The sequence below is a fragment of the Nostoc sp. LEGE 12447 genome (genome assembly GCF_015206985.1).
Lineage (GTDB): Bacteria > Cyanobacteriota > Cyanobacteriia > Cyanobacteriales > Nostocaceae > Nostoc.
The window spans coordinates 329,435-353,668 of sequence record NZ_JADEXT010000001.1 but is presented as its reverse complement, the minus strand read 5'-3'; the positions used below and the strand labels follow the sequence as shown (position 1 = coordinate 353,668).

The following is a 24,234-nucleotide window of genomic DNA, read 5'->3' as shown; positions in this document are numbered from 1 at the left end:
GTTAATTGGACGTTCAACTCAAACAGTTGAAAAATCAATATTTTCGTAAAGTTCTGCAATTTGAATTTGCAACTCAAAGGTACTCAAAGAAAGGGTGACAGTTGGATCGTCGTATTCTGAAAATAGCCACTGATGAGCGGCTGTTTTGACATGATGCTCAACGTGTATGCGATATTGATCGATCAGCAAATATTCTTGGAAGGTAGGAATTTTACGATAGGCAACAAATTTCTCGCCGCGATCGTAGTTTTGGGTGGACTTAGACAATACCTCAGCAATAAAGCAGGGGTTCACCACGGTATCTTTGCGTCCAGTTTGAAGTTCTAAGGGCTTGGGCAGAACCATCACATCAGGGTAAGTATAGAGATTTGCACCGGGAATCCAGAGTCGTTGATCCAGGATAAATACACGGTATGGCTTTCCCCGCAATGTGGCTTTCAGGATAGCCACAAGGTTGCTGGTAATATCATTATGGTCTGGGGTTCCACCTGTCATAGGGACAATTTCTCCATCACGGTATTCGTTGCGGATATCGGAGGCGATTTCAAGTTCCAGGTACTCTTCAACGGTGTAGTGTTTTGTCTCAGGTTGAGCAATCATGTCAGTTTTACCCCCAAGGCTTCAAGTTGCTGGTTTATCCAAATTGTGGCTGTCGCTTCATCAGTCTCTATCGCTCGTTCTACTCCTGTTTTAGCAATTTCCAGCAGTTGTTTATATATCCCTTTCTTCATCATTGATTGTCTGTTGCTCATATTCTGCAATGATGCTCTGAATATCCTTTGCTGCAATATCAACTTGTTCAGATTTGGTATAAACAGTCAGTAGAATGATTCCAGTTGCTGTTTTGACGTAATAAATCAGACGATAGCCGCCACTTTTACCTTTTTGAGCGTCGCTATTTCGGACTCTCAACTTGAAGATTGCATAACCAACACCAGGTATTTGATCTCCTGGCAACTCTCCCTGCTGAAGTTGTTCGATAACAGGTTGTATGTCATTCCGGATACTGCGATATTTTTTAGCAAGAGTGCGTATATTTCGTTTAAACGTTGGCGAAGCTTGAACTTGAATCAAAGGCTGATCAACCATCTTCAAGACCTTCCCAAAGTTGAGCCACCGGGATAGTTTGCCCAGTCATGGCTTCGTGCCAAGCTTGCCGGAAATCTGCTAAAATTTCTGCCTGAGATGCCTCATCTGGGGTTTCTTCATCTAGGATTAAAACAATGACTTCTACACGGCTGTTTTTATCTGTTGTGAGAGGATGATCTAAGGTTAGTTGTCCCTCCTCATTGATCGTTGCCATGACTTTAAGTGCTTTCATTGCTACTCCAGTATGTTAAGTGGTCGTGGTTAGATTAATGCCCAAGGCTTCAAGTTGCTGGTTTATCCAAATTGTGGCTGTCGCTTCATCGGTTTCTATCGCTCGTTCTACTCCTGTTTTAGCAATTTCTAGCAGTTGTTTGGATTTTAGTTCAGCTTGATGAAAATCCTCGACTTTTGATTTAATTAAAATTCCAAGTTCTTGCATTCTACTTTCAGCAAAAATTGGGATGCTCAACTTCCTCAAAGCTCCTAGGCTTAAAAATGGATTAATTTGTCCAGTGGATGCTTTTTCAATCAGTAGTTTTCCTAGCTGAGAATTGAGAAATCCTACTAAATAGTAAGGATTAAACCCAAATTTTAGGCGTAACAATGCTACATCTTGATTAATGTTGACTAATTGATTTAGGTTTTCAACAACTGCTGCATTTCCGACTCTCCCTTTGATCGTTATCAAAATATCTCCATTATTCAGATGTGTTCGTTTTAATTCGGTTTGATGATGAGATATTAAAATACGTTTTTGTGTTTCATAATTTATTTTGAAATCATGAATATGTTCGGCAGTTAAAAATTTTACATCTCCAATACTCAAATCATGTCTTAAAGGAGTATGACCATTGGTGATATCTATTAAAATATCTTCAAGATGAATAATTTTTATAGGATTCAGACTATTGAGTTTTTCTACAGCTTGATCGTACTTCGGGTTATAGTGTTCAGAATCAAGACGACCGGAGGACAGGAATGACTCAGCAAAACTCTTGACGGCAACGGTTTCTTCCGTGTGTTGCCAGTCTTTCAAGCCAAGCTCCGACAACAGCAAATCCTCAGCTTCAGAATAAATTTTCTTAGAGCTTTCAACTAAAGTACGGGATTGAGTAACTAAACCTCTAATCTTTCTCTGAAAATTAAAGTTTATAACAGGCAGTTTTATAGAGCCAACTTCCACAAGGTTCATATTGTATTGCCCTGTAGGTCGAGCAATTCTCCTAACCTGCTGGTTTCCGTAAAAACCACTTAAAAATGAAAACAAATAACAAGGATCAATAAATTTCCTATCTTTAATCCTTAATAAGCTCATTGCTTGAGTGATATTAGCTTTTGGAAAATCGTCAGACACAAAAGCTGCACGTCCAATAACATCAGTCGTAGCACCCACAATATTTATTAATATATCCTCTGCTTGAAGCTGCGTATTTTTCATGCGGGTGTTAATTGTCTCGTCAATAAAAAAATAATTTTCTATATTGTTATTTGTTAGAACATTATTTCTAATGTCATTAGTCTTTAGTAGTACCACTCCTTCTTTTAGATTTTCATCTCTATCTGGTGGAGTCGTACCGCTTCTGATTATACATATTTGACTGAGTTGCCAAGCCTCTTGCTCGGTGACTTCATCCCACAGTTCATAATCCAGGGTGTTCAGGTGCAACACATTTGTTTGCCCATCCCCCGCAATCAGGTTTAACGTCCGTGCTACCCGCACCGCTTTTTCATCAAAGTCGATCGCAAACACCTTGTCTTCCACATACTCTTTGCACCGGGGCGGCTTATCTTCCAGCGAAAACAAATGACTCGCTTGCAATCCCTCATCATTTAAAATTTGCCGCCACACATGAAAAATCGTATGCACCGGAAACCCCGATGATCCCGCAGCCGTATCAATCATGTACTCATCTTCTTGCGGGTTGAGCATTTTCACACACAGATCAATTACATAGCGCGGCGTAAAAAACTGTCCCTTTTCGCCCTTGCTGCTCTGGTTGATCAAATACTCAAAGGCTTCATCGATTACATCCAGGTTAGAGTTAAACAGCTTCACATTTTCCAACGACGACACACAAACTGACAGGTGAGACGGCGTGAGGCTAATTTTGGCATCCTCGCTAAACACCCCTTCCCACTTCTTCTTGGCTTTGTCGAAGAGATCCTGAATCTTAGTTTTCAGTGCGGCTTCTGTCTGTCCCGTATTGCGAAATTCCAGAGAACGGGTCGATCGCCTGTTGCCCTGCCCAGAATACCATTCATCATAGAGCTTGGTGAAAATCAGCTTAAACAGTTCCTCAAATACATCCACCCCAGCATTTGCTAGCACCTCATCTTCCATTTCTTCGATTAAGGTCTTGAGGGATTTATTCTCCTTGACCAACTTGTCATTGGCGATCAAGTCTTCCAGGGTGAACTTGATCTGGAGAATATCCGCCAGGGTTTGATTCGCATTGGGTAGCCCCGGAATATCTTCAAAATGATTAGGGTCTTTGCGCTGGTAGTAAGAAATTTGATCGCCATTCGTCCAGACTGCGATGGGCGCACCTGTGGCATTGCAGTAAGAGCGCAGCTGGTCTTTCCCATCCTTCAGCTTTGGTTTCTTTAGCTCCACGAGCATATAAACCGTGTTGGGACGGTCTTTGTCCATTACCACGATGTCTGCCCGTTTCACTTCTCGCCCAAAGTTCACCCCATACTCAACTTGAATGCGACCGAGGGGATAGTGCAAGCGATCGCTCAAAACCCGTAAATATAATTGCCGGATTGCCTCCTCTGGCGTTAGCTTAATCGCCTTTTGGCGCACCAAACAAACTGTATAAGGAACATCACCGTTTTTGGTCGCCTTGAGGTAATCGTCTGCTCTAACTGCTCAATTTCAGCGATCGCAAACTGCGACAGCTTATAATTTGAGTCCTTGAGGATATCGGCTAATTTCATCAGGGGCTATCAAGTTGACTCTAAGGGCTGCTTCGTCATAAGAGTTTAGCGCCATTGTAGTCACTGCTTGATAATTTTTTTTAATTCTTTAATGGCGATCGCTGTGTATTCCTGGTGAACACATCACCCTTTTTCTATTTTATCTGTGCGATCGCAGTTCCCCAGAGGATTAGCCTCGCCTTTTACTACTGCGAATTTGCCAATGGATTCTAATACGGCTAAACCCGGACAATTTGTGTGGAAGCCCCGCTTCCATACAAAAAGAATCTCAATCTAGGTACATAGCGCTAGATTGAGATTCGGGTGGCTACCGAGAGCAGTGCAAAAGTGTGATTGGTTGTAATAGGCTTAGACATCCACCTATGTTGTAGTAATCTTTATCCGCTGAGAATTTTTATCCAACATCGGGGCAATTATATCAGCAGGAACAGGACGGCTGAAGTAGAAACCCTGACCTTCATCACATCCACGCATTTTTAGATATTTAAGCTGTTCTTCGGTTTCCACACCCTCTGCTGTGATTTTCAACCGGAGGCTCTTTGCTAGGGCAATAATCGCATCGGTGACGGCGGCGCTATCAGGATTAGACATGACATCCTGCACAAATGATCGATCAATTTTGAGCATATTCACAGGAAAGCGTTTCAAATAATTCAGGGAGGAATAACCAGTACCGAAATCGTCTAGAGCCAAGCAGATACCCAGTTCTCGTAATTGTTTTAAGGTTTTAACTGAACGATCAATATCAGCCATCAAAAAGCTTTCCGTCACTTCTAGTTCTAAGGAAGATGCTTGGAGTCCAGTTTCTTCAAGAATTTGGTTAACGATCTCAACCAGATAGGGTTGTTCAAACTGTCGAGATGACAGATTCACAGATATCCGAATTGGGGTAAATCCAGCAAGCTGCCAAGCACGGGTTTGGGCGCAAGCAGTTCGCAAAGCCCATTCACCAATTGGTACGATCGCACCATTAGCTTCTGCAATGGGAATAAATTTTACAGGAGAAACCAAGCCTAATGTAGGATGCTGCCAGCGAAGCAACGCTTCCATCGCTATAACTTGTCCGCTATGTAAATCAATTAGAGGTTGATAATAAACCAGCATTTCACCACGCTCAAGCGCTCCATGTAATTCATTTTCTAAAGTCAGTCGCTCTTGCAACTGAGCATTAATTTCTGGCGAATAGAATTGGTATTGGCTACGCCCTTGCTGTTTAGCCTGGTAAAGCGCTATATGAGCCTGTTGCAAAAGTTGATCTACGCTATTAGGATCGGTTAGGTTATTAAGTGTGATACCGATACTGACGGTAATATGAATCAAGTTACCCTCAAAGGCAAAAGGCTTGCTCAGGTTACTCAACAGCACCTGAGATAGCTTAATTACGCTTTCCAAAGAATGAATATCCATTCGGGCAAGAGCAAATTCATCTCCTTTTAAATAGGCAAGAACATCTATTTGCGCCGTGCAGTCTAATAATCTCTTGGCAACTGCTCTTAACAATAAATTTGTTGTCTGATGATCCAATCCATGACTCATACCAGTGAAATCATCAATACTGAGCAAAAACACAGCTACAAGGCGCTGGTTGTTTTCAGGTTGGGATAAAATCTGATGGAGGCGATCGCGGAATAAATCACGATTGGGCAATCCAGTCAGGTCATCATAATTAGTGATTTGGTGAATTAACTCATCTAATTTGTGAAGAGTTTGTGAGGTATCTGCCATCAACGTACCCGCTTCATCAACAAATTCTGTGGGCAATTTAGGCAGTGTTTTGGTGTTCAGATAATTTTGTAATGCACCAGATGTCAAAATGACCGGTTTGAGGAGATGGTTTAGCGCATAGAGAGTGACAGCTGTACCCGCCAATGTAGCCAATAGAGCAATAATCATAACTCGTGCCGCCATCCCAAAGGAATAGGAATTTGAGATGACGAAACTCAAAAGTAAGGTTAGAAGTGGTACATGAGTACCTAAAAAAGCCACCAACATGATTTTAGCGGTGTAACTTTTTTTGAGCCATCCAAAATTAGCTAGGAACGAGTACAAGTACAAGTTTTGATTAAAATTCATAAATTCTGTTAGATCGTAGGTAAATTAGTTCCGAGCTATTCTTACAAAAGAGTATTTTTTATTCAAATAAAAAATAATTAGCTCTCTTGGAACCCAACCCTGATAAGGTTCTATATTATGCTTCCCAATATTCTTTTATAATTAATATCCATAACGATAAAGTTTCTGTGAAAATTATTGCACAAGCAATTTCATCATCCAAATCAAAATTGTATTGATTCTTACACTGATAGTAATTATTCTTGTGATTAATGTGATATCAACACAAATATAATCAAAGATATTTTTTATATAGTTCGATTTCAAAAATTTCGACTTATATGAAAATGTATTCAGAGAAAGTTAAATCCCCGACTTATCAAATAAGTCGGGGATTTAAAAACCGCTAAGTGTGCTATTATTCAACAAATCATTCCGGTCTATTACCAGAAAAGAGCATATTTGTAACTTGCTCTAACACCTTTAATGCTGTTAATGAACCTCGAATTAGCCGAGTAGCTGCAAGCGGTTGTCTAAGCATTGCCATCGCTAAAGGGAAAGGGTTTAAGGAGCCATCAGAGTTAATTGCTGATGTGAGATCGGGGATATCGTGCTGACAATCGTCACTGACTACTCGCAGCATTGCCACGGCTACCCCACCCACCTTGAAAAACTCTAGGGCAGTAAATCCTTCCATATCAACAACATCAGCCGCCAAAGTCTCACCCAAATGAAGTTTTTCGGCAGCAGACCAAATCATGCGATCGCTAGTTAATGACTTGACTAATGATACTTTTTCTGATCCAAGAGAGTGCAATTGTGCTGTAAAAGTGCGATCGCACTCTAGCCGCTTCCCCTGATAAACACAATCTTGATACAGCACAATATCACCAACTTTGTAGCGATCGCTCAAGCTGCCACAGATACCCATAATCAGCACCCTGGATTTGGGAGCTAAAAATTGTCCTTGGTGCAGATACTTAAGTAAGGGCTTCATCCCAACAGGTATGGCTGCTACATTTGGGATGGAACCAGTAACGCCGCTTAATCCGCGACAAACAGCTTTATATTCTGCTCCTTGAGGTACCAGAATAGTGTTGATGGGCAAAAAATTAGGCACTAGCCCTCTCACTCTCAATATTCTGAAGTTTGCGTTTGGGTATTAACTCAAGGGTGCGGAGAGCAATATTGGCTAATCTGGGTAGTAATTGTGGTTGGAGTAGTCGGGGGTCATACTTGCTCATGCGGCGCTGATTTTCTACCAGACAAATGCTGAGAAATTTTTCTAGTGTCAGGTTTTTGGTAAAGATGTCAGCACCTGTGACAGCGAAGCCAGTTTTACTAGGGTCATCATTGCCAAAGACGGCAATCAAATTACTAAGAGCCTTGCCGTATTGCCAGAGGGTTTTGGCGCTCCGTAATGGGATGAATCCCTGGCCACGATCAATTTGTGTATAGGTAAACCAGTTGACAAAAAAAACAATATGACGTGTTTCTTCATCTATGATGGGATCAAAGATAGTGAAAATAGATTCTGGAAAAACATTAGCTTCACGGGCGATCGCAAATAACCCGTAAGCAAAGAAAGTATCCAGACACTCTTCAAAGCCAAAACGCGTAAAGACTGGCTCGATATTTTGGGGAACTTGAATTGGTTGACGTTCTGGTATTTCGATGCCGTAACGATCAATTAATGTTTGAAGTAGACGGGCGTGGCGTAATTCTTCTTCACCTTGGAGAGCGATCGCACTTTGTAAAATAGGATCGCTCACCGTTGCTGCGTAGCCACTAACTATTGCTCCAGCTTGTCGTTCTGTATCTAGAGCTTTCTCCCAAAAGGGAATACTGCGTAAGAAACTCAAGGCTGTATCGTCCAAATCTGGCCAGGGGAGAGACTCAGGTTCGTATTCCCTGTAGCTTTCGGTAAAGCTCCGGCAGAATAATTCCTTATGCTCGACAGAACCAAGTTTCATCTTTGAAGTTTCCTTTTGTATTAAAGATTGGGTCATATCTGAGTGACAATAAGTAATATTGCCGTTAGTAGTAACCAAAACTCGCAAACCGAAGGTGATTGCTGTAGCATGACTAAATAATTGTGTCACCCACACGATAATTTTCCAAGATGGTAAAGCTTCATAACTCAAAATCTGCACGAGAAGTATTCAATATTTCCAAATTAGCGATTCAATTTTCGTGGCTGACGGTGAGTTTTTGGATTGCCGTAACGGTAGCTGGAATTCTGGCTTTCAGTTCTCTTAAGTACGCTTTGTTTCCAGATATTACCTTTCCAGTGGTGGTTGTGAATGCTACAGCCCCCCTGACAACTGCCTTGGATACAGAGGCGAAGCTCACCAAACCCCTCGAAGAACGCCTCCGTTCCCTAGAAGGACTGGAGAATATCCGCTCATCCACCTATCCCAGTCAAACAGCCGTTAGCCTTTCTTTTGCCGTTGGTACGAATTTAGAAACATCAACCAAAAAGGTGGAAACTGCCCTCAAGCAGCTGACTTTGCCTCAAGGAGCGACTTCTAAAATTATTCCCCTGAACCTGAACGAGTCAGCCGCCATTAGCTATGCGATTGAGAGTCCCACCCGGAATCTTACAGATTTGACAAAGTTGGCGAAAGACGAGATTGTAAGTGCGATCGCTAAACTACCAGGAGTCCTGAAAGTCTCACTGTTAGGCGGTGCGACTGCAACTCCTCCTTTAAATCCATCGAATGTGAGTGCAGCAGCCATCCCCCAAGCAGGCGCAACCTTAGTCAGATTTAACGGGCAAGATGCACTCGCATTTCAGGTAATCAAACGCGGTAACGCTAACACCTTAGAAGTGGTGAGTCGAGTTGAAAAAGAAGTCCAAAGGCTACGCTCTACCCTCAAAGATGTCAAACTCACTTTAGCTGCTACCCAAGCAAAATATATCCGCCAAGCCACCCAATCAACTATCGATGCTTTGCTCGAAGCAGTCTTGTTGTCCATCGTGGTAATTTTTCCTTTTTTATGGAATTGGCGAGCCACCCTAATTTCTGCCTTGGCGATTCCTACATCTTTGTTGGCGACGTTTATCGTCATGGCAATTTTCGGTTTCAACTTAGAAACAATTACGCTGTTAGCTTTAGCTTTGGTGATTGGGAGTATTGTTGATGATGCGATCGTGGATGTAGAAAACATCATGCGACACATTGAAGATGGGGAAACTCCTCGCCAAGCGGCACTTTTAGCAACCAATGAGATTGGATTAACAGTCACCGCCGCTACCTTGACAGCAGTAGCGGTTTTCCTGCCCATAGGTTTAATGGGTGGTGTAATTGGGCAGTTTTTCAAGCCCTTTGGTATCACTGTTTCAGCCGCGATGCTTGCTTCTATGCTAGTTGCTCGGACTTTATCTCCAGTTCTAGCGATTTACTGGCTAAAACCTAGACCCTCGCTCTCTCCGCGTCGAGAAGCAAGAATTTGGGTCGCATTTGCCCAATCTTACAGAAGCTTGCTGAGTTGGTCTTTGAATCACCGGAAGATAGTTGTCGGGTTAGCTGTACTCAGTTTTATTGCAGGTATAGTGCTGATTCCCCTAATTCCCAAAGGGTTTATTCCCAAACTCGATCGCGGCGAATTCAATATTGCTTATACTGCTCCTTTACCGAGTATCCCCGATTTTGCTAGAGGCGCACAAGGAAGCAATATCCCCAATCCCCAATCCCCAATCCCCAATCCCCAATCCCCAATCCCCAATCCCTTAAACGATTCTCTTCAAGTTGCTAAAAAACTAGAAGATGTAGTCAGAAAATCACCAGCAGTTGAAACGGTATTTACTACTGTTGGTTCTCGTGAGGGTGAGCCGAATAAAGGCACACTATATATAAAGTTAAAGGAAGACCGCACAATCACAACTGGAGAACTACAAGACCAATTCCGCTCCACTTTACCAGTCCTTTCTGGGGTAACTACCAGTGTGGAAGATATTCAGTTTGTTGATTCTGGCGGTCAAAAACCTCTCCAAATAGCTTTGCGCGGTGACGATCTTCAAGCCTTAAGTAAAGCAGTCAAGGCAATTAAAGAGAGAATTCAGAGATTACCGGGATTTGCCGATGTCACAGTTACAGGTGAAACAAATCCTCAAGGTGAGGTTTTTCAGATCGAGCGTCTGAATAATCAGCGAGTAGCTTATGTCAGTGCTAATCTTGGCAAGGGTCTATCTTTAGGTGATGCTACTGATAAAGTGGTAGCTGAAGCTAAGGCGGTGTTACCTTCTAATGTTTCGTTAAATTTAGGAGGAGACTCAGCTAGCCAAGGTGAGGTTTTTAGCAGTTTTGGCAGTACTTTGGCTTTATCTGCCTTGTGTATTGTTGTAGTACTAATTTTGCTGTTCAAAAGCTGGGTAGACCCTCTAGTGATTGGTGTATCTTTGCCTTTAGCACTGGTGGGGGCAATGTTGGCACTACTGATCACTAAGAGCGATTTTGGTATGATCTCACTGATTGGTTTTGTCTTTTTGCTGGGGCTGGCCAATAAAAATGCCATCTTGCTTGTGGATTATATCAACCAGTTACGCAATGCTGGCACAGAACGCACAGAGGCAATCCTCAACACTGGATTAGTGCGCCTCAGACCAATTATGATGACCACTGCCTCCACTATTTTAGGGATGCTACCGATCGCATTGGGTTTTGGTGCAGGTTCAGAATTGCGATCGCCTATGGCTGTAGCGATCGCTGGAGGACTGGTAACTTCAACTATCCTCAGCTTGATTGTCGTGCCGGTAGTCTACACTATTTTAGATGATTGGTTTCCCCGCTTTCAGACAAGAGAGAGAAGTTGATGCAAGTTTTTGTCACGGGGGGTACAGGTTTTATTGGTGCCCACTTGGTACGGTTGTTATTGAAAGAGGGTTACACAGTCAAAGCGCTGGTACGCTCAAGTAGCAATTTGGAGAATCTACGCGGTTTGGAGGTAGAAATTGTCAAAGGCGATTTGAACAATCCAAATCTCTGGCAACAAATGAGAGGTTGTCAATATCTATTTCATGTCGCAGCCCATTATTCTCTCTGGCAAACAGACCGAGATTTACTTCACCATAATAATGTTCTGGGTACGCGCAATGTCTTGGTAGCAGCTAATAAAGCTGGCATTGAGCGCACCGTTTATACCAGTTCGGTTGCGGCAATTGGGGTAGGATCATTTGGTCAAGTCGTCGATGAAACATATCAGAGTCCCCTAGAAAAGTTGGTGGGGAACTACAAAAAGTCTAAGTTTCTGGCTGAACAAGAAGCGATGCAAGCTGTTGCTACAGGTCAAGAGGTAGTTATAGTCAATCCCAGCAGCCCCATTGGATCGTTAGATATCAAACCTACCCCCACAGGTGATATAATCTTACGGTTTTTACGACGGCAAATGCCCTTTTACTTGGATACTGGTCTTAATTTTATCGATGTGCGAGATGTGGCGTGGGGGCATTTACTAGCCTTGCAACGGGGTAAGCCAGGCGATCGCTATATCTTAGGTCATCAAAATCTAAGTCTCAAAGAACTACTCGAACAACTTGCCGATATCACAGGTTTGATCGCACCTCAACGCACAGTACCCGCTTGGTTGCCCTTTACTGCTGCCTGGGTTGATGAAAAGATTCTCGCACCCTTGGGAAAATCGCCCTCAGTGCCATTGGATGGTGTTCGGATGGCAAAACAACCAATGTATTACAATGCTGCAAAGGCTGTACGAGAATTGGGTCTACCTCAATCTTCGCTGAAAGCAGCACTCAAAGATGCTGTGGATTGGTTTGTTGCTCAGGGCTATGTCAAATGAAAAATATAGCGATTTATGTGTGGATGCAATAGACAGTAGGGGCGCAAGGTCTTGCGGCCCTAAGAAGGTTTTATGTTTTCCTGTGGTGTTTTTATAAAAGAGGAGCGATCGCAACAATGGCAGTTAATATACAACAAGCTATGGATATCGGGAAGTATCTGGTTACTCAGCGTTTGAAAGGACGTAAACGCTTCCCCTTAGTATTGATGTTGGAACCTCTTTTTCGTTGTAATCTAGCCTGTACTGGTTGTGGTAAAATCCAACATCCCAAGGAAATATTAAAGCAAAATCTCACCCCAGAACAGTGCTTTACCGCAGTGGAAGAGTGCGGCGCACCGGTTGTATCAATTCCTGGAGGAGAACCTCTGCTACACCCCCAAATTGATGAAATTGTTCAAGGATTAATTGAGCGCAAGAAATATATTTACTTGTGTACCAATGGTTTGTTGTTAGAAAAGAGCCTAGATAAGTTTCAACCTTCACCTTACCTGACTTTTAGCGTGCATTTAGATGGAATGCGTGAGTTACACGATCATTGTGTAGACCGCCAAGGTGTTTTTGATATTGCTGTCAAAGCCATCCGCGCCGCTAAAGCTAAAGGTTTTCGTGTCACCACTAACACAACTATCTTTGAGGGTACTAAACCTCAAGATATGCAAGAGTTCTTCGACTTTCTGGAAACCCTAAATACTGACGGGATGATGATTTCTCCCGGCTACAGTTACGAGTGGGCACCAGATCAAGATCATTTTCTCCACCGCGAACAAACCCGCACCCTCTTCCGGCAAATTCTGGCTCCCTACAAAGCGGGTGAAAAAAACTGGAACTTCAATCACAATCCACTGTTCTTAGATTTTCTTACTGGTGAGAAGGACTACGAATGCACGCCTTGGGGTAGCCCTAGTTATAGTGTTCTCGGTTGGCAAAAACCTTGTTATCTGTTGAACGAAGGTTATTACTCTACCTTCAAGGAATTACTAGCACAAACTGATTGGAGTCAATACGGCCAGAAGAGTGGTAATCCCAAGTGTGCCGATTGTATGGTTCACTGCGGCTACGAACCCACCGCCGCAATGGATGCAATGCAACCGCAAAATATGGCGCGTGCCCTAGGCAGTGTGTTTGGCAGGAATTAATAATCAGGGGAAAAGGGGAAAAGTAACCCCATATTTAAAAACGTTGTTTTCACCCCTATCTTTTTAATCTCTCGCTTTGTTGCCAACTAGCCTTGGAATAAATTCCAAGGCTAATAGCTCAATTCCTTTTAATGACATAGATGTTGAGATAGGACTTACAAAAACAATACAAAACTCTGATTTCCTAGTAGGGGCAATTCATGAATTGTCCCTACTTCATTTACTATTGCAGAAGTCATACTAGAGTTTGTGTGTTAGGGCAAGATGTAGATCAGTGCAATACTTTAAGTGTTACAGAATGGTGATTAAACCTCGTCTACCTTGAGAACCGTAGTTTTGTAGGTTGGGTGCAGCGATAGCGTAACCCAACATAAAATTTGGTGGTAATGTTGGGTTACGTTTCACTCCACCCAACCTACATAAATATATCTTTTAAAAAACTCTAGGTTTCAACATGGATGAGGTTTAATAACAAATATTTAAAAACAGCCCAGCGCTGGATTTTATCAATCTTTTCAATCACTATCCACTTAATTTACCTGGCTTGACTTGGAACACCAGTAAAGGCGAAAAACTGTTGTTCTTTGGGTGCAGCTAAACTTTCACCAAGGTAACGATGAATACCTACTCCCATGTCTCCTGTTGCGGTGAGTTTGAAGTTCACTTCTTCAAATCCATATTCACGGAAAAATTTACGCACAGTCTCAGAGTGGGGAATACCGTTAGAGTGTCCACGAGTCCAAATTACAAAAGCACCTTGTTTGCTCAGAAAACTCAGGTTCGCTAGCAAGCGATTTAGTTCAGCTTCATCTGCAAGATTGCCAAATACACCACAGACAATCACAATGTCTGCTGGCACTGCTTCTACATAGTTAGAGGAGAGAGTTGCATCACCATTGATAAACTCAATTTGTTTTGTCAAACCCAAGGATTCTATTGTTTGTTGTCCACGTTCAACTAGGTGTGGATTTAGCTCTACGAGTCGAGCATAAACATCTTTTGCTCGTGGGTGATTTGATAGCGTTCCTAGCAAATCTCGTCCATCGCCCGCGCAAACACTAACTACACGGATTAACCCTGGTTGGGACAAATTTAAGCTATGGGAAATGTATTCCTGCACAATTTGCAAGCGTTGTTGCAATTTTGGTTCGTTCTTGTAGAGGTCGTGCCATTCAAACCAGTCTTTTACCATAGAGGTGATTTTCGTTGCCATTAATCACAAGTTTGCAAAATTACAGACATGACATACGTGTAACTCAAAGCTACGATAATTCTATCAAAAAACCGTAGTTTCTGTTGAACATAGAATATCATGAAAAACTCTCCACAATCAAGTCTTTTTTCTTTATCAAAGTTGAGAGCAAAGACGCGAAGAAATTGCACTTATTACCTTGTATCGATGCAATGCAGCCGTAAATATGCTGTATGCTCCTGGCAGAAGATGTCAAGTAGCAAATACTACAAAAGTTCAAGGTACGATACCTGCGGCGGGCTATACCTACGCATTCTTTAAGGAATTTCCCTGAAAGAAATTTCCAGTATTTTTAGAGTGCCGAAAAGTTAACCCTAGACGTAAAGTTATGTAAAGGAAATTAACAAACATAACAATAATTTGTAATAAATAATGACGCGGCAGCATTGTATAAAGAGAACTTGGAAGTAAAAAACAACATCTTAATCAGGTTTTCCAGTCGTTCATAGAAGTTTGAAGTTTTTTAACAAAAGTTTTAATCTGAAAGCCTGGAGATCGTAAACTTATTTCGTGGATGTCTGTTTTAGACCTTTCGTAACTCGTCAGGCAGTGCTGACATCAAAAAAAGCTGGACCATTCAGTTTTGAGTCCAATTATTCTTAACCAAGCAAAGTAGGAGATTTAACGCAATGGTTTTAGATGCATTTGCAAAAGTAGTTTCCCAAGCTGATACACGTGGGGAATACCTCTCCGATGCACAATTGGATGCATTGAGCGAACTAGTCAAAGATGGTAACAAGCGTGCAGATGCTGTTAACCGTATTACCAGCAATGCTTCCGCTCTAGTTGCTGCTGCGGCTCGTGATTTGTGGGCAGAACAACCCCAATTGATCACTCCCGGTGGTAATGCTTACACCAGCCGTCGCGCTGCTGCTTGCATCAGAGACTTGGACATCATTCTTCGCTACATCACATACGCAATCTTTGCTGGCGATTCCAGCGTATTAGATGATCGTGCCCTCAACGGCTTGCGTGAAACCTACTTGGCATTGGGAACCCCAGGAGCTTCAGTTGCTGTTGGTATTCAAAAGCTGAAAGCAGCTTCCCTAGCAATTGTCAACGATACAAACAACATCACCAGAGGCGATTGCAGCGCTTTATCAGCTGAAATCGCTAGCTATTTTGATCGTGCTGCTTCAGCAGTAGCTTAAGGCAAATATTGCTGCTATTGACTGAGATAATTGTCCATTAGGACAAAACAAAATTTCAACCAAAAGTTTGTAAAAGGGAAATACCAAAAATGACAAAAACACCTCTAACTGAAGCAATTGCATCGGCTGACTCTCAAGGTCGTTACCTCAGCAGCACCGAAATTCAAGTTGCTTTTGGTCGCTTCCGTCAAGCTCCAGCTAGCTTACAAGCAGCAAAAGCATTGAGCGCTAATGCTCAACGCTTGACCGAAGGTGCTGCTCAAGCAGTATATAACAAGTTCCCTTACACCACTCAACAACAAGGCCCCAACTTCGCGTCTGATGCACGCGGTAAAGGCAAGTGTGTTCGTGATGTTGGCTACTACTTGCGGATTATCACATACGCTTTAGTTGTTGGTGGTACAGGCCCCTTGGACGATTTCTTGATTTCCGGCTTGGCTGAAATCAACCGGACTTTCGACCTATCTCCTAGCTGGTACATTGAAGCTCTCAAGTACATCAAAGCTAACCACGGTCTAAGCGGCGACCCAGCTGTTGAAGCAAATTCCTACATCGACTATGTAATCAATACTCTAAGCTAGAGTGTTTCTTTAGCCCGGAGAGGAAATCAGCTCTTATGACAAGTGAGTTCTATGAGTTGCTTACCTCTCCGGGCAGTTTTATTTTCAAAAGACTGTTAAAAAACTAGAAAAAATTTTTCTAAAAAGTTTTCAGTTTTGCAGTTAAAACTGAGGAGGTTTAAAGATGGCAGCTTTGGGACAAGCAGCAAGACTAGGGATTGGTGCATTTGAAAACTCAGCACCTGTAGAACTACGCCCCGATAGAACTGAAGCAGATGTGGCAGTGGTTATCCGGGCAGCTTACCGTCAGGTTTTGGGTAATGCATACCTCCTTGAAGGAGAGCGTCTAGAAAGTGCAGAATCACTTTTGCAGCAAGGTTTAATCTCGGTTCGGGGATTTGTGCAAGCCATTGCCCAATCGGAACTTTATCGGGATAAGTTTTTTTACTCCAACTCGCAAACTAGGTTTATCGAGTTAAATTATAAGCATTTATTGGGGCGAGCCCCAGAAGATGAGTCAGAGATTTCGTACCATGTTGAGCTTTATAACTCACAAGGTTACGAAGCTGAAATTAATTCCTACATTGACTCATTAGAATATCAAGAAAGTTTTGGCGAAAATGTTGTGCCCTACTATCGAGGCTTTAAAAGTCAAGTAGGACAGAAGAACGTTGGATATAGCCGACTGTTCCAACTTTATCGTGGTTATGCTAATAGCGATCGCGCCCAAGGACAAAAACAAGGACGGCTAACCTGGGAAGTCGCTAAAAATTTAGCTTCACCCATTTATCCAGTCTCCGCTGGAGCCTTAACCGGTCTCTCTACAGGTGGTCGTGGGGAAACATATCGCATCAGAGTGCTACAAGCCGCTTCCCCCAACTCAACTGTAGTGCGTCGTGGTACTGCGGAATTGATCGTACCCTACGAGCAACTGTCTAGTAAATTGCAGCAGTTGAATCGTAAGGGCAGTAGAGTTATTAGCATTACTGCCGTATAAATAGGGAATCGGGAATTAAGTGAGGAGTTAGGAGTGAGGAGTTAGAGGTGAGGAGTGAGGAGTTAGAAGTTATGAGTTTTAAATTCCTAACTATACCCCTACCCTTAACTCTTAACTCTTGACTCCTAACTCCTAATTTTTCCAACTACTAATTACAAAAGGAAAATTACCAATGGCTATTACAACAGCAGCGTCCCGTCTAGGAACGGAACCTTTTAGCGACCAATCTCCTGTAGAACTGCGTCCCAATGCAACTAAAGAAGATATAGAAAGAGTAATCTCTGCCGTCTATCGTCAGGTGTTGGGCAACAACTATATATTGGCATCTGACCGCCTTACAAGTGCTGAATCTATCCTGCGCGATGGAAAAAATACAGTGCAAGAATTTGTGCGTCAAGTCGCCAAATCAGAACTGTACAAATCCAAGTTTTTCTACGACAATTTCCAAACTCGCGTTATCGAACTGAACTATAAACATTTGTTAGGCCGTGCCCCTTATGATGAGTCTGAGGTGGTCTATCACTTGGACTTGTACCAAAACAAGGGATATGAAGCCGACATCGATTCTTATATTGATTCGGCAGAGTATCAATCTAACTTTGGTGAAAATATAGTGCCTTACTATCGCGGCTTTCAAACCCAAACAGGACAGAAAACTGTGGGATTCAGCCGGATATTCCAACTTTATCGTGGCTATGCTAGTAGCGATACTTCCCAACTCAAAGGCAAGTCCTCGCGTCTTGCTGCCGAACTAGGTCGCAATAGTGCATCTATTGTTGTTCCTCCATCTGGTGCTTCTTCTGGTTTTTCATACGTTGCTTCTGAAAAAGGTGTTACCCCCAACAGTACTTTTGGTGGTGCGGGAACATTTGGTAAAGAAGGCAGACTTTACCGCATTGAAGTGGCAGGTGTTTTTGGTGCTGGATATCCTAGCACACGCCGTGTAAATCAAGCGGTGGTAATACCTTATGAAGAACTATCTAGTTACTTCCAGAGAGTGGTAAAACAAGGTGGTAAAATAGCTAGTGTGAAACCGCTTTAGTGTCATTTGTCAATAGTCATTAGTCATTGATTAATGACTGTTGAAAATTTGAAATTTAAAATTTGGAAGTGATATTATGGTTGGACAAGTTAGTGGTAGAACTAGTAGTCGTAACTTCCGGTATGAAGTAGTTGGTTTACGCCAAAGCGAAGAAACCCAAAAAAACAACTATCCCATTCGTTCTAGTGGCAGTGTGTTTATCACAGTGCCAGAGAACCGGATGAATCAAGAAATGCAGCGAATTACTCGTTTGGGTGGCAAAATAGTCAGTATTCAGCCATTAAACGCTGAAACGACAAATAGCGAACAAAGCGATCATCCTTCTTCCTAATGAATTCCAGTCCACAGAAATTTGAAGATTTATCCGCGACAGGTGATAATGCCGATGGTGGATCTTTAACAGTAGAACAAGCGATCGCAAATCTAGAAAGTGAAGATTTAGGCTTGCGCTTTTATGCTGCTTGGTGGTTGGGTAGGTTTCGCATAAGTGAACCAGCTGTGGTTACAGGACTGATCAAAGCTTTAGAGGATGAAGCCGACAGAACACCAGAAGGCGGATATCCTCTAAGACGGAACGCAGCTAGAGCTTTGGGAAAACTAGGCGATCGCCAAGCAGTCTCACCTTTAATTGTGTGTTTAGACTGCTCAGATTTTTATGTGCGGGAAGCAGCAGCACAATCTTTAGAAATGCTAGGCGATCCGGTTTGTATTCCTCCCCTGATCAAGCTATTAGCAACAGGTTTACATGGAGAACAGCTTGTCTCACAGCAGCCTGATTTATCTCAACCCTATGAGGCCATTTTAGAAGCCTTGGGAACCTTGAGGGCGAATGAATTCACCTCTTTGGTAAAGCCATTTTTAGAGCATCCAATCGAATTGGTACAATATGCCGCCGCACGAGCGATGTATCAATTAACCGAAGAACCAGCTTATGGAGAACGGTTGGTAAAGGCTTTGGCAGGTGAGAGATTGCAATTGCGTCGAGCAGTGTTAGCAGATTTAGGAGCTATTGGATATCTACCCGCAGCAGATGCGATCGCACAGACTCTTGCTGAAAATAGCCTGAAACTCATTTCTCTCAAAGGATTACTAGAACATCAAGTCAATCACACAACACCAACCACTTTGTCAGAAGATGCGATTAAAGTGATTAATTTGATGGACTCGCTATTGTAGTCATAAATTGTAGAGAGTAAGTTGTTATTAATACGTTACAAAAAATGTTTATCACAGATAAACCCCCAACCCAACTACAAAATCAGGGTTAGGGGGTTTATGTATGATGTCAACTACGGATAACTTAAGCTACAATTGGCTGACGGCTAATTACTCATGAAAAATTGTTATGAATAACAGCGATCTTGCCCAAATATTGATCCGTGCTGTACAAGAAGCAGATTCGTCAGAGCGCTTAGTAGACGCAGTTCAAGAGTTAGCAGCAGCCAGTATAGAGGAATCTGTTCCTACTCTAATTGCAGCTTTGGGCTACAACAATCCAGGAGCGGCGGTGGCAGCGGTAGATGGACTAATTGCGATCGGGGAAGCCGCAGTATCGCCACTATTGGAACTAATTGATGACTATAACTATGGTGCTAGAGCTTGGGCGCTTCGTGCCTTAGCGGGAATTGGCGATGTTCGGGCACTAGATACCTTGTTGGAGGCAGCAAAAACCGATTTTTCTTTAAGTGTAAGGCGGGCGGCTGCTAGAGGATTAGGCACTTTGCGCTGGCATCAAGTACCGCTGGAGAAAGTAGAATCTGTTCAGACTGAGGTATTAGAAGCGCTATTATTAATTTCTCAAGATCCAGAATGGGTAGTCCGTTATGCAGCAGTGACGAGTTTAGAAACATTAGCCATTGCAATCGCAGTTACTTTACCCGATCAAGCGTCGCAGATTACAAATCAACTTCAGCAAATACTCGATACCGATGCCGATCTCGGAGTTCGCACCCGTGTCAAGTTCGCACAAGAAAAAATTCAGCAGCAACAACATCAAGAAGTATTTGCACCGAAAAGAAAGTTACAAGATACTGAAGTTGAAGTGCCTCATCGTGGTGGTGGTAGGCGTTAAGCAATTCAAAATTTCTAGCAGTCGGAAAATTCGGCTTGGTGGTTATAAACCTCGTGTAGACGAGGTTTTACCCGCTTGTGCGGGCTAAAAATAAAGGGCTTAAACCTTTGCTAATTTTTTTTAGCTCAAATCGCTAGTCTTTTTTTATGTAGCCACGTTCGTCCTTGGTGTGCCGGAGGCATCATTCCATTGACTGCGATTAATCGGACAATAAAGACTGAATTTCTGCCTGGATATTGCCACGGGCAGAGGGTTCAGCGAACTCTAACATTAAAGGCGTAAAATAGATACGCGATCGCTGTAAAAATCGTTCTAAAACTTTCTGACGACCCATGATATAGTCCTTCTCTGGAAGCCAGTCATATTCTTGGCGAATAGCATGGGCATATTCTTCATATTCCACCGAGTGAGCCGCTAAAATCGCTAAATCTGCATCAATTAGAACTTGGCTATCACAGTCATTCACCGCAGCTTCGTGGTCTTTAGTATTCAAAATGAGACGCTTAACAGTAGTTATAGTACTTTCTGGAATATCTAAAGTATTCAGCAACTCAAAAGCATAGTCTGCGCTTCGTTCTTCATTATCTTTAGCTTCAGTGTCATACACTACATCGTGAAACCAGGCAGCTAGTTGAACAGCTGCTAAGTTATTGGTGTAGCCTTGTAAAATCTGAATTGTGCTAAGAACACGATCGATGTGTTTTAGTGTATGGTAGTAGCGACTAGGGGTAGAGTAAGCTGCAACCAACGAATTAAAGGCTTTTTCAGCCGCTACCTGGTCAACACCAAAAGATTGGAGTGTATGTTGCCAGTTAGAAAATAAAATATCCATAAAGTTTTCTGTAGGCATAGAGTGAGTATACCCATTCTTAGTATTGGAAAAAACAAGTACATCCTGTTCAAACGACAGAGGGAAGATGCAATAAGAGAAAAAGCTGGAAAATCCTTCCCTTATGCCCAGTTATCTGTGTTTCTCAAAATTCTGCTCGTTAAAAGCCACTACTTAGAATTCTCTTGCTGTCAGACTTAAATTGCAACTTGGCAAACCATTAGATATGGTGACAGCTAAATGAAAGCGTCAAAATAGAAGACACAGGCTTTGTACAAAAAGCCTTGCCTTGATTAACGGAGTTTATTATCAGTGGTATTACAAGTACAAACAAGCACCTACGAAGCTAAAACCCAAGAAATTGCTAAACAACTTCTAGCAGCAACGCAGGAAAATCGTTCGTTTTTTTCTTCACTGCGGGATCAAATGCGCTGGGATGATAAATTATTAGCTTGGGCAATGAGTAATCCTGGATTACGGGTGCAACTATTTCGGTTTATAGACACGCTACCTGCTTTGCACAGTAAATCTGAAATTGCCTCACATTTACAAGAATATTTAGGCGATGAATCTGTAGAATTACCGACAGCTTTGAAGGGAATGCTAAACTTTGCTAACCCTGATTCTATGCCAGGACAAGTTGCTGCTACAACCGTCGGTACAGCCGTTGAGACTCTTGCCCATAAATATATTTCTGGGGAAAATATTAAACAAGTCATCAAAACAGTTGAACGACTACGAAAAGAAAAAATGGCTTTCACCATTGATTTACTCGGTGAGGCGGTGATTACCGAAGCCGAAGCGCAGTCTTATCTAGAACGCTATCTAGAATTAATGCAACAATTGGTAGAAGCATCAAAGAATTGGGCAGCTATCCCGGCTATTGATGAGGCTGATGGTGAACCGATACCCAAAGTTCAGGTTTCTGTTAAATTAACAGCGTTTTATTCTCAATTTGACCCTTTAGATGCTAAAGGTAGTGAGGAGCGAGTTAGCGATCGCATTCGGATTCTCTTACGTCGTGCTAAAGAGTTGGGCGCAGCTGTGCATTTTGATATGGAACAGTATGCTTATAAAGACATAACTCTCAGCATCTTGAAAAAACTCTTGCTAGAAGAAGAATTTCGGCAACGCACAGATATTGGCATGACAATTCAAGCATATCTGCGTGATAGCGAGCAAGATGCCAAAAACGTAATTTCTTGGTTAAAAGAACGCGGTTATCCCCTGACAATCCGCTTGGTGAAAGGCGCATATTGGGATCAAGAAACTATCAAAGCAGCCCAGAAGCATTGGAAACAGCCAGTTTACAACGATAAGGCGGCAACTGATGCTAACTTTGAAACCATTACTCAGTTATTGCTAGAAAATCATCAATATGTGTATTCTGCCATTGGTAGCCATAATGTGCGATCGCACTCTCGCGCCATTGCCATCGCTGAAAGTTTAAATGTCCCCCGCCGTCGCTTTGAATTACAAGTCCTTTACGGTATGGGTGATAAAATTGCAAAAGCATTGGTTGACAGGGGTTATCGGGTAAGAGTTTACTGTCCCTACGGTGAATTGTTGCCGGGAATGGCGTATTTAATTCGCCGATTGTTAGAAAATACAGCTAATAGTTCATTTTTACGCCAAAATCTCGAAAATAGACCAATTGAAGAGTTATTAGCGCCGCCAATTGTCAAAGAAGAAAAATCTTTAACTCCTAACTCTCATTTCCTCGGTGCAGCTGATACCGATTATGCGGTGGAAGAGATCAGAACGAAAGCGGCGCAAGCTTTCCAAAGCGTTCGTCAACAATTGGGTAAAACTTATTTGCCGTTAATTAATGGGGAATATGTTAATACGCCGGAATTTGTTGATTCTCTCAACCCTTCTAATTTCAGTGAAGTAGTTGGTAAAGTAGGCTTAATCAGCGTTGAACAGGCTGAACAGGCGATGCAAGCAGCCAAAGCAGCGTTTCCTGGGTGGAGAAAAACACCTGCAAAACAACGCGCTGATATTTTGCGGAAAGCGGGTGATTTGATGGAACTCCGCCGCGCCGAACTTTCAGCTTGGATAGTTTTGGAAGTTGGAAAACCAGTTAAGGAAGCTGATGGAGAGGTTTCGGAAGCGATAGACTTTTGTCGGTACTATGCTGATGAGATAGAAAGGCTGGATAAAGGTGTTAATTATGACCTTGCCGGAGAAACTAATCGTTATATCTACCATCCTCGGGGAATTGTTGTAGTAATTTCTCCCTGGAATTTTCCGCTTGCGATCGCATGTGGAATGACTGTTGCAGCCTTGGTTTCAGGGAATTGTACTCTTCTTAAACCTGCGGAAACATCTTCTGTAATTGCAGCCAAACTCACAGAAATCTTGGTAGATGCTGGTTTTCCCAAAGGTGTGTTTCAATACGTGCCAGGCAAGGGTTCGCAAGTCGGCGCTTACTTGGTAAATCATCCAGATACTCATGTAATTGCTTTTACTGGTTCTCAAGAAGTGGGCTGTAGAATTTACGCAGAAGCCGCAATATTAAAACCTGGACAAAAGCACATGAAACGGGTGATTGCTGAAATGGGCGGCAAAAATGCCATCATTGTGGATGAAAGTGCTGATTTAGACCAAGCAGTTGTAGGGGTAGTGCAATCGGCATTTGGTTACAGTGGACAAAAATGTTCTGCGGCTTCTAGGGTGATTGTGCTGGAACCGATTTATGAAACCTTTGTGCAACGCTTGGTAGAAGCGACAAAATCTTTGAACATTGGGGAAGCAGAGTTACCTAGTACCCAAGTTGGGCCAGTGATTGATGCCAATGCCCGCGATCGCATCCGTGAGTATATTGAGAAGGGTAAGGCAGAAGCACAATTAGCCTTGGAATTACCAGCACCCGAACAAGGATATTTTATTGGCCCTGTGATTTTTAGTGAAGTATCGCCCAATGCAGTAATTTCCCAGCAAGAAATTTTTGGCCCTGTGCTGGCGGTAATTCGGGTAAAAGATTTCCAGGAAGCGTTAGCAGTCGCCAACGGGACAAACTACGCCTTAACTGGCGGACTTTATTCTCGAACGCCTTCGCACATTCAGCAGGCGCAGACAGAATTTGAAGTTGGGAATTTGTACATTAACCGCAATATTACCGGAGCGATCGTTGGGCGGCAACCCTTTGGTGGATTCAAACTTTCTGGAGTAGGTTCTAAAGCAGGCGGTCCTGATTACCTATTGCAATTCCTAGAACCACGTGCGGTAACAGAAAATATTCAGCGCCAAGGTTTTGCACCAATTGAAGGTGCAGATTAAACTACAAAAGTAGTTAGGGTATATATTCCAAGAG

General features: G+C 42.6%; 21 protein-coding genes. 11 read left to right on the top strand and 10 right to left on the bottom strand.

The window, feature by feature from the left end; genetic code table 11:
- Nucleotides 1-18: 18 nt before the first annotated feature.
- The 8 genes from IQ274_RS01470 to IQ274_RS01435 form a co-directional block, all read right to left on the bottom strand.
- Nucleotides 19-600 carry a Uma2 family endonuclease gene (locus tag IQ274_RS01470; RefSeq protein WP_163933451.1) on the bottom strand — a complete coding sequence of 194 codons (582 nt, stop codon included), beginning with the start codon at nucleotides 598-600 and terminating at the stop codon, nucleotides 19-21.
- Nucleotides 597-734: a hypothetical protein gene (locus IQ274_RS01465; protein WP_163933368.1), complete on the bottom strand. Its 138-nt coding sequence runs from the start codon at nucleotides 732-734 to the stop codon at nucleotides 597-599. The genes IQ274_RS01470 and IQ274_RS01465 overlap by 4 nt, the downstream gene beginning before the upstream one ends.
- On the bottom strand, nucleotides 712-1,089 hold the full coding sequence (locus IQ274_RS01460; protein ID WP_193867148.1) for a type II toxin-antitoxin system RelE family toxin: 378 nt from the start codon (nucleotides 1,087-1,089) through the stop codon (nucleotides 712-714). The genes IQ274_RS01465 and IQ274_RS01460 overlap by 23 nt, the downstream gene beginning before the upstream one ends.
- Nucleotides 1,082-1,321: a hypothetical protein gene (locus IQ274_RS01455; protein ID WP_163933456.1), complete on the bottom strand. Its 240-nt coding sequence runs from the start codon at nucleotides 1,319-1,321 to the stop codon at nucleotides 1,082-1,084. Before IQ274_RS01455 ends, IQ274_RS01460 begins: the two co-directional genes overlap by 8 nt.
- 15 nt (nucleotides 1,322-1,336) lie before the next feature.
- Complete coding sequence (locus tag IQ274_RS01450) at nucleotides 1,337-3,895, bottom strand: type I restriction enzyme HsdR N-terminal domain-containing protein (protein ID WP_322745172.1); 2,559 nt, start codon at nucleotides 3,893-3,895, stop codon at nucleotides 1,337-1,339.
- 494 nt (nucleotides 3,896-4,389) lie between these two features.
- A complete protein-coding gene (locus tag IQ274_RS01445) occupies nucleotides 4,390-6,102 on the bottom strand; it encodes a putative bifunctional diguanylate cyclase/phosphodiesterase (protein ID WP_193867147.1) in 1,713 nt (570 codons plus the stop codon).
- A gap of 409 nt (nucleotides 6,103-6,511) precedes the next feature.
- Nucleotides 6,512-7,201, bottom strand: coding sequence for a phosphorylase (locus IQ274_RS01440; RefSeq protein ID WP_193867146.1), 690 nt, complete (start codon nucleotides 7,199-7,201; stop codon nucleotides 6,512-6,514).
- A complete protein-coding gene (locus IQ274_RS01435; RefSeq protein ID WP_322745166.1) occupies nucleotides 7,194-8,234 on the bottom strand; it encodes a ferritin-like domain-containing protein in 1,041 nt (346 codons plus the stop codon). The genes IQ274_RS01440 and IQ274_RS01435 overlap by 8 nt, the downstream gene beginning before the upstream one ends.
- Here IQ274_RS01435 and IQ274_RS01430 point away from each other — a divergent pair.
- The 3 genes from IQ274_RS01430 (at nucleotide 8,204) to hpnH (ending at nucleotide 13,016) form a co-directional block, all read left to right on the top strand.
- Nucleotides 8,204-10,897 (top strand): efflux RND transporter permease subunit, encoded by a 2,694-nt coding sequence (locus IQ274_RS01430; protein ID WP_193867145.1) that lies wholly within the window; start codon nucleotides 8,204-8,206, stop codon nucleotides 10,895-10,897. The two genes, IQ274_RS01435 and IQ274_RS01430, sit on opposite strands and share 31 nt — an antisense overlap.
- A complete protein-coding gene (gene hpnA / locus IQ274_RS01425; protein ID WP_163931599.1) occupies nucleotides 10,897-11,880 on the top strand; it encodes a hopanoid-associated sugar epimerase in 984 nt (327 codons plus the stop codon). The genes IQ274_RS01430 and hpnA overlap by 1 nt, the downstream gene beginning before the upstream one ends.
- Before the next feature lie 116 nt (nucleotides 11,881-11,996).
- The gene (hpnH, locus tag IQ274_RS01420) at nucleotides 11,997-13,016 is read left to right on the top strand and encodes an adenosyl-hopene transferase HpnH (protein ID WP_012411559.1); all 1,020 of its coding nucleotides are present in this window, start codon (nucleotides 11,997-11,999) and stop codon (nucleotides 13,014-13,016) included.
- 535 nt (nucleotides 13,017-13,551) lie between these two features.
- On the opposite strand, the gene IQ274_RS01415 is transcribed toward hpnH, so the two are convergent.
- A complete protein-coding gene (locus IQ274_RS01415) occupies nucleotides 13,552-14,208 on the bottom strand; it encodes a class I SAM-dependent methyltransferase family protein (protein ID WP_193867257.1) in 657 nt (218 codons plus the stop codon).
- Nucleotides 14,209-14,897: 689 nt separating this feature from the next.
- On the opposite strand from IQ274_RS01415, the gene IQ274_RS01410 reads away from it, so the two are divergent.
- The 7 genes from IQ274_RS01410 to IQ274_RS01380 all read left to right on the top strand — a co-directional run bounded on the left by IQ274_RS01410 (nucleotide 14,898) and on the right by IQ274_RS01380 (nucleotide 20,089).
- Complete coding sequence (locus IQ274_RS01410) at nucleotides 14,898-15,419, top strand: phycocyanin subunit beta (RefSeq protein WP_012411561.1); 522 nt, start codon at nucleotides 14,898-14,900, stop codon at nucleotides 15,417-15,419.
- 89 nt (nucleotides 15,420-15,508) lie between these two features.
- Nucleotides 15,509-16,000, top strand: a complete 492-nt coding sequence (gene cpcA / locus IQ274_RS01405; RefSeq protein WP_012411562.1) for a phycocyanin subunit alpha — start codon at nucleotides 15,509-15,511, stop codon at nucleotides 15,998-16,000.
- A gap of 163 nt (nucleotides 16,001-16,163) precedes the next feature.
- Nucleotides 16,164-16,976, top strand: coding sequence for a phycobilisome linker polypeptide (locus tag IQ274_RS01400; RefSeq protein WP_163931596.1), 813 nt, complete (start codon nucleotides 16,164-16,166; stop codon nucleotides 16,974-16,976).
- 172 nt (nucleotides 16,977-17,148) lie between these two features.
- Nucleotides 17,149-18,018: a phycobilisome linker polypeptide gene (locus tag IQ274_RS01395; RefSeq protein WP_163931593.1), complete on the top strand. Its 870-nt coding sequence runs from the start codon at nucleotides 17,149-17,151 to the stop codon at nucleotides 18,016-18,018.
- A 76-nt stretch (nucleotides 18,019-18,094) separates the two neighbouring features.
- Nucleotides 18,095-18,349: a phycobilisome linker polypeptide gene (locus tag IQ274_RS01390; RefSeq protein ID WP_163931590.1), complete on the top strand. Its 255-nt coding sequence runs from the start codon at nucleotides 18,095-18,097 to the stop codon at nucleotides 18,347-18,349.
- On the top strand, nucleotides 18,349-19,194 hold the full coding sequence (locus tag IQ274_RS01385; RefSeq protein ID WP_193867144.1) for a HEAT repeat domain-containing protein: 846 nt from the start codon (nucleotides 18,349-18,351) through the stop codon (nucleotides 19,192-19,194). The genes IQ274_RS01390 and IQ274_RS01385 overlap by 1 nt, the downstream gene beginning before the upstream one ends.
- Nucleotides 19,195-19,363: 169 nt before the next feature.
- Entirely contained in the window at nucleotides 19,364-20,089 is a 726-nt protein-coding gene (locus IQ274_RS01380; protein ID WP_193867143.1) for a HEAT repeat domain-containing protein, read from the top strand.
- 199 nt (nucleotides 20,090-20,288) lie between these two features.
- On the opposite strand, the gene IQ274_RS01375 is transcribed toward IQ274_RS01380, so the two are convergent.
- Entirely contained in the window at nucleotides 20,289-20,939 is a 651-nt protein-coding gene (locus IQ274_RS01375) for a hypothetical protein (RefSeq protein WP_193867142.1), read from the bottom strand.
- Between the two features lie 291 nt (nucleotides 20,940-21,230).
- Here IQ274_RS01375 and pruA point away from each other — a divergent pair, with 291 nt between their 5' ends.
- Nucleotides 21,231-24,200 (top strand): L-glutamate gamma-semialdehyde dehydrogenase, encoded by a 2,970-nt coding sequence (gene pruA, locus IQ274_RS01370; RefSeq protein ID WP_193867141.1) that lies wholly within the window; start codon nucleotides 21,231-21,233, stop codon nucleotides 24,198-24,200.
- Nucleotides 24,201-24,234: the final 34 nt, after the last annotated feature.